Here is a 6,000-nt window from a genome sequence, read left to right on the forward strand (position 1 = left end):
GAGGAGGCCCAGTCTCGCAAATGGCCCGGACGGCAGGACTCGGACCTACGACCTCGGGATTAGCAGTCCCGTGCTCTATCCAGCTGAGCTACGCCCGGTTACCAAATGAGCCGTGTCACCGGCTCATCAACGCCCCGCCCGGAAGGGTCGGGGCGCTTTGCGTTATGGCAGACGTTCGAGATTCGGGCAACGCCACAAGACCATCAAAGCACAACTCGTAGGAAGGCCCCGAAGCCACCTCGCTAGATATGGCGTACATTCCGGAGAGGGGTTCTAGACCAACCAGCGCTAGTCTAGGTGTAGAATCGAGACAAGGCGGCGCGGCCTTTGTCTGCTCTGTGGCAACTTCAGCTATGCCACACAACCTCACCGAGAGCACCGGCTTGCCCTGTCTTATCGGTCGACTTGGGCGCTCCTTAAGACAATGTATCCCTCTGACAGGATTCGTACTCACCGCAAAGCGTCGGGTCCGCCTTTCCGCCGGACCCCTTGGGGCCGCCGCGTCTCGGCGGCGCTGCCATGGGTGTTCGTGCTCGGCATTGCCGTCGGCAGCACGCTGCCGATCCGACAATGGGTGCATCTGCCGCCGCATTGGTCGCTCGGCAGGTCGCGCGACACCGACGTGATCTGGCAGCGGGCCGGCGCGCCCGACATCAGGCACAACGTTGATGTGATCAGGACGATCGACGGCGACACGTTCGAGGCGCGGGTGCATTTCTCGCCGGGCCCGGATCTGTACACGCGAGTCCGGCTGCGCGGCATCGATGCGCCGGAGCTGAAGGCGTCGTGTGCGCGCGAACTGCAGATGGCGCAAGCGGCGACGGTGGCGCTGCGTGACCTGCTCGGCCAGGGCGACGTCGCGATCTACAATGTCGGTCCCGACAAATATCAGGGCCGTGTCGTCGCCGACGTCGCGACCAGGAAGACCGACAACGTCTCGGCCGCGCTGCTCGCGGCCGGTCATGCGCGGGCCTACAATGGCGGGCACCGGTTCGGCTGGTGCGGATATTTCGCGCGCTAGGCGACAGCGTCAAACCAGGCTGGGCAAACAAAAGCCGCGCATCTGCGCGGCCTTGCTTTGGACGAGGCGCTGTGCCTGATCAGCGGGTGACGACGACCGTCGTGCCAATCTCGACGCGCGAATAGAGGTCGGTGATGTCGGTGTTGAGCATGCGGATGCAGCCGTAGGAGACGAAACCGCCGACCGAGCCCGGCACGTTGGTGCCGTGGATCGCATATTCACCGCCGGCCAGCGTCATCGCAGCGACGCCCATCGGGTTATGCGGCGAGCCGCCGGCGATCACGTTCGGGATGCTGGGCTTGTCGCGCTTGACCTCGGCGGGCGGCGACCAGGCTGGGTTGCGATATTTGCCGTCGATCTTCGTGGTGCCGGCCCACTGCTTGCCGGACTTGCCGACACCGACCGGGTAACGCATCGCGTGGCCGGAATCGAGAATGAGGTAGAGCCGCCGTTCGTTGGTCTTCACGACGATGGTGCCTGGCTCATAGTTGTCGGCGTGTATTCCCACCATTTCCGGCCGGGCTTCGGCCGCCTGCGACATCAAAGCAACCGCACCAAGGGTGGCAGCCAGCGCCACCGCAAACTTCCTCGACATCAACCTCTCCACTTCCCAACAGCTCCCGCAAGGAAGCCAAAAACGAAAATGCAGAGCCCTTGAAAAACCGGGCCTGCCGGTCTCACGCACGCAACATTAACTGCGTGTGTTAACCGGGTGGTTTCACACCGGCCGCAAGACACGTCCTGATGGCGGGAGAGAATGAAAAGTTCGGATTAAAGTAAATGACCTGGAAACAACACTTGGCCACAAACGCGCCTCAATCATGCCTTGCCTATGACAATCCCGTGAAGCGCCCGTTGCAGCAAACGGGGAAGGGCCGCGGCGGTGATCGCGCGCGGCCCTTGTTTGGTCTTCTGATCCTTGCTGCTGCTGGCCTTACGCCGGCGCGCCCTTCTTGTTCTGACGGTTCTGCACGAGGTCGTCGACCACGGCCGGATCGGCCAGGGTTGAGGTGTCGCCGAGGCTCGACGACTCGTCCTCGGCGATCTTGCGCAGGATGCGGCGCATGATCTTGCCGGAGCGCGTCTTGGGCAGGCCGGGCGCGAACTGGATCAGGTCCGGCGAGGCGATGGGGCCGATGTCCTTGCGGACCCAGGCGACCAGCTCCTTGCGCAGCGCTTCCGTCGGCTCGGTGCCCTTCATCAGCGTGACATAGGCGTAGATGCCCTGACCCTTGATGTCGTGCGGGTAGCCGACGACAGCGGCTTCCGACACCGCCTCATGCGCGACCAGCGAGCTCTCGACCTCGGCGGTGCCCATGCGGTGGCCGGAGACGTTGATGACGTCGTCGACGCGGCCGGTGATCCAGTAATAGCCGTCGGCATCGCGCCGGCAGCCGTCGCCGGTGAAATACTTGTTCTTGTAGGTCGAGAAATAGGTCTGCTCGAACCGCGCGTGGTCGCCATAGACCGTGCGCATCTGGCCTGGCCATGACCTGGTCAGGCAGAGATTGCCCGAGGTCTCGCCGTCGAGCGTCTTGCCGTCTGCATCGACGATCTCCGGCACCACGCCGAAGAACGGCCGTGTCGCCGAACCGGGCTTCAGCTTGGTCGCGCCGGGCAGCGGCGTGATCAGGATGCCGCCGGTCTCGGTCTGCCACCAGGTGTCGACGATCGGGCAGCGGTCGTCGCCGACCACGCGGTAATACCACTCCCAGGCTTCCGGATTGATCGGCTCGCCGACCGAGCCGAGCAGGCGCAGCGATTTGCGCGAGGTCTTCTTCACCGGTTCGTCGCCACCCTGCATCAGCGCGCGGATCGCGGTCGGCGCGGTGTAGAAGATGTTGACCTTGTGCTTGTCGACCACGTTCCAGAAGCGCGAATTGTCCGGATAGTTCGGCACGCCCTCGAACATCAGCGTGGTCGCACCGTTACAGAGCGGCCCGTAGAGAATGTAGCTGTGGCCGGTGACCCAGCCGACGTCGGCGGTGCACCAATAGATGTCGCCGTCGTGATAATCGAACACGTATTGATGCGTCATCGACGCAAACACGAGGTAGCCGGCCGAGGTGTGCAGCACGCCCTTCGGCGTTCCGGTCGAGCCCGAGGTGTAGAGGATGAACAGCGGATCCTCGGCGTGCATATGCTCGGCCGGGCATTCCGTCGTCACCATCGCAGCGGCCTCGTGATACCAGAGGTCGCGGGTCGGGTTCATGTCGATCTTGCCGCCGGTGCGCTTCACCACCACGACCCAATCGACGCCGCCGGTCTTGGCGATGGCGGCATCGACATTGGCCTTCAGCGGCACTTTCCTGCCGCCGCGCAGGCCCTCGTCGGCGGTAATCACCACCTTCGAGTCGCAGTCCTTGATGCGCTGGGCGAGGCTGTCCGGCGAGAAACCGCCGAACACCACCGAATGGATGGCGCCGATCCGCGCGCAGGCCAGCATAGCGTAGGCCGCTTCCGGAATCATCGGCAGGTAGATCGTGACGCGATCGCCCTTCTTGACGTTCCGCGTGCGCAGGATGTTGGCCATCTTGCAGACTTCGTCGTGCAGCTGGCGGTAGGTGATGTGTTTGGATTCGGAGGGATCGTCGCCCTCCCAGATGATCGCGGTCTGGTCGCCGCGCTTGTCGAGATGGCGGTCGATGCAGTTCCAGGCGACGTTCAGCACGCCATCCTCGAACCATTTGATCGAGATGTTGCCCGGTGCGAAGGAGACGTTCTCGACCTTGGTGAAGGGCTTGATCCAGTCGATCCGCTTGCCGTGCTCGGCCCAGAAGCCGTTCGGGTCCTTGACCGAGTGCGCATACATCTCGCGATATTTGGCGTCATCGATATAGGCGCGCTTGGCCCAGTCGGCCGACACGTCATAGATCTTCTCGGACATCATTTTCCTCCACTCATTGCCGATCGCGCACGACGCGACGGCAAGCCGTCTTGATCATTGCCGCGATTATGCGTTGCCGCATTCCGGCCCGGCAAGGAAAAAGGACTGTCACTTTCGTCGCGTTGAAGCCGCCGGATAGTCCGCCGGCTTCCGCTTGTGATAGGACGGCTTACCGCAACACATCGACGAGAGAAACCTATGCGCCATCGCTTGCTCGGGGTCACTGGTCTCTTGGTCGTAGTGGTATCGTTCTCTGCGCGTTCGCCGTCGCTGCAGTGGTGCCGCGAGCGACGACGATGCGCTGACGCCGATTTTGATCGACGGCTTCGGGCACAATTGAACGAATTGTCGGACGCCGCCGCGATGAGCTGCGTCAACACGTTCGTGACCGAATAATCCTTGATTGCGGCCAGCGGTTGGACCGTCCCGTGGCTGCCGAGCTCGAGCCGCGCCCCGGCGAGAGCGGCGCGCGAAAGGGCAAGGTCGCTGACCTGATCTGGGGGACCGCGGTGGACCTCCGGGCGTTCAAAGGCCGGTTTCCGGCACCGCGCTCGCGTCATTTTGTCCGATCCCGGGCAGCCCAAAATCAACGTTAGCGGGCGAATGGCACCCATGAAAGGTAATTTAATACAGTCAATAACTGATTCGCGACTCGCAATGTCGGCCCCGACGCCCTAAATCGCGTTTCCGAGGCCAGACGGCCCACCGGAACGAAGCCCGAAGCAACGGCATTACCGGGAGAACAGCGGAACAAGGCGTCTTGCGAGAGTAATGATGGATCAGCAGAATATCGCGGCTGTGCGGCCCGTTTCCGCCGATCCCGCTGTCGCCTTGGCAAAGGCACTGGGCCAGTGGCCGTCCAAGCCGCCGCGGGCCAGGCTGCAGCCGCCGGCAAAACTCAAGCTCGACGCGCCCGCTGCCATCAGAACGACGGTTGAAGAACTGGCGCGCGATCTGGGCCTGCGGCTCGGCGACCAGAACGAATTGACCATCCGCCGCATCAAGCGCGGCAAGACCTATTCATTCGTCCGTGCCAATGGCTCGCGGGTCCGCGATGCGCGCACCATCCGCCGGCTGCACGCGATGGCGGTCCCGCCGGCCTATCGCCAGGTGCGCTATTCCAGCGATCCGAGCTCGCATCTGCAGGCGGTCGGCCGCGATGCCGCGGGCCGGCTGCAATATCGCTATCACGCTGACTGGGAGAAGGTTCGCGAGCAGCGCAAGGCGCATCGCCTCGCCAAGCTGGTGGCCGCGCTGCCGAAGATCCGGCGCAAGGTCTCGGCGTTTCTGTCCGGCGACGAGCCGACGCGCGAGTTCGCGCTGTCGGCGGTGATCGAACTAATCGCGCGCACCGCGATCCGGCCTGGCAACGAATCCTATGCGCGCCTCAACGGCACCCGCGGCGCCACCACGCTCTTGAAGTCCAACGTCACGCTGGAAGACGACTCCCTGGTGCTGACCTTCAAGGCCAAGGGCGGCAAGGCCGTGCGCAAGGAATGCGATGCGGCCAAGCTGGTGCGTGCGATCGGCATCCTGCGCGGCGTCCCGGGCAAGCGCATGTTTCAGTATTACGACCGCTCCGGCGTGGTACGGGCCGCCTCGACCACGGCGGTGAACGCGTTCCTGCGCGAGATCGCCGGCATCAAGATCTCGCTGAAGGATTTCCGCACCCTGATGGCGTCGGCGGTCGTCGTGGAATCGCTGTCGCGGATCACGCCGGCCACCAGCCAGCGCGGCCGCAAGCGCCAGGTGCTGGATGCGATCCGCGCCGCCGCCGACCAGCTGTCCAACACGCCGGCGATCTGCCGCAAGAGCTATGTCCACGACACCATCGTCACCGCGTTCGAGGACGGCATCCTCGAACGCTTCGCCGCGACGATGGGAGGCTACCGCACCCAAAGCAAGCGCGAGCAATTGCTGGCGCAGGTGGTGATGGCGGCCGGGGCGTAGGTCCGCATCCCCTATCGTCGTCCCGGCGAAAGCCCATAGGCGCTAAAATAGTTTGATCATAGTCTGATAGTGGCGCTTATGTCTGGGTGGCTCGCGTAGATGTCGCCGGAGAGCGTGACTGGCTCTGCAGAGTAGAGCGATT

The 6,000-nt window shown here is 63.7% G+C and carries 4 protein-coding genes and 1 tRNA gene; 2 read left to right on the forward strand and 3 right to left on the reverse strand.

Features of this window, described 5'->3' with window-relative positions; genetic code table 11:
• Nucleotides 1–21: 21 nt before the first annotated feature.
• Nucleotides 22–98 (reverse strand) — tRNA-Ser (locus tag ACZBJS_RS08680).
• 326 nt (nucleotides 99–424) lie between these two features.
• On the opposite strand from ACZBJS_RS08680, the gene ACZBJS_RS08685 reads away from it, so the two are divergent.
• Nucleotides 425–1,021 carry a thermonuclease family protein gene (locus ACZBJS_RS08685; protein WP_463438634.1) on the forward strand — a complete coding sequence of 199 codons (597 nt, stop codon included), beginning with the start codon at nucleotides 425–427 and terminating at the stop codon, nucleotides 1,019–1,021.
• 79 nt (nucleotides 1,022–1,100) lie between these two features.
• Here ACZBJS_RS08685 and ACZBJS_RS08690 read toward each other — a convergent pair whose 3' ends face one another.
• Nucleotides 1,101–1,616, reverse strand: coding sequence for a L,D-transpeptidase (locus ACZBJS_RS08690; RefSeq protein WP_168858081.1), 516 nt, complete (start codon nucleotides 1,614–1,616; stop codon nucleotides 1,101–1,103).
• Nucleotides 1,617–1,955: 339 nt separating this feature from the next.
• A complete protein-coding gene (gene acs / locus ACZBJS_RS08695; RefSeq protein ID WP_057021358.1) occupies nucleotides 1,956–3,908 on the reverse strand; it encodes an acetate--CoA ligase in 1,953 nt (650 codons plus the stop codon).
• A gap of 771 nt (nucleotides 3,909–4,679) precedes the next feature.
• On the opposite strand from acs, the gene ACZBJS_RS08700 reads away from it, so the two are divergent.
• Nucleotides 4,680–5,858, forward strand: a complete 1,179-nt coding sequence (locus ACZBJS_RS08700) for a DNA topoisomerase IB (protein ID WP_076835000.1) — start codon at nucleotides 4,680–4,682, stop codon at nucleotides 5,856–5,858.
• Nucleotides 5,859–6,000: the final 142 nt, after the last annotated feature.

This window comes from Bradyrhizobium sp. KZN70725 (assembly GCF_055264925.1).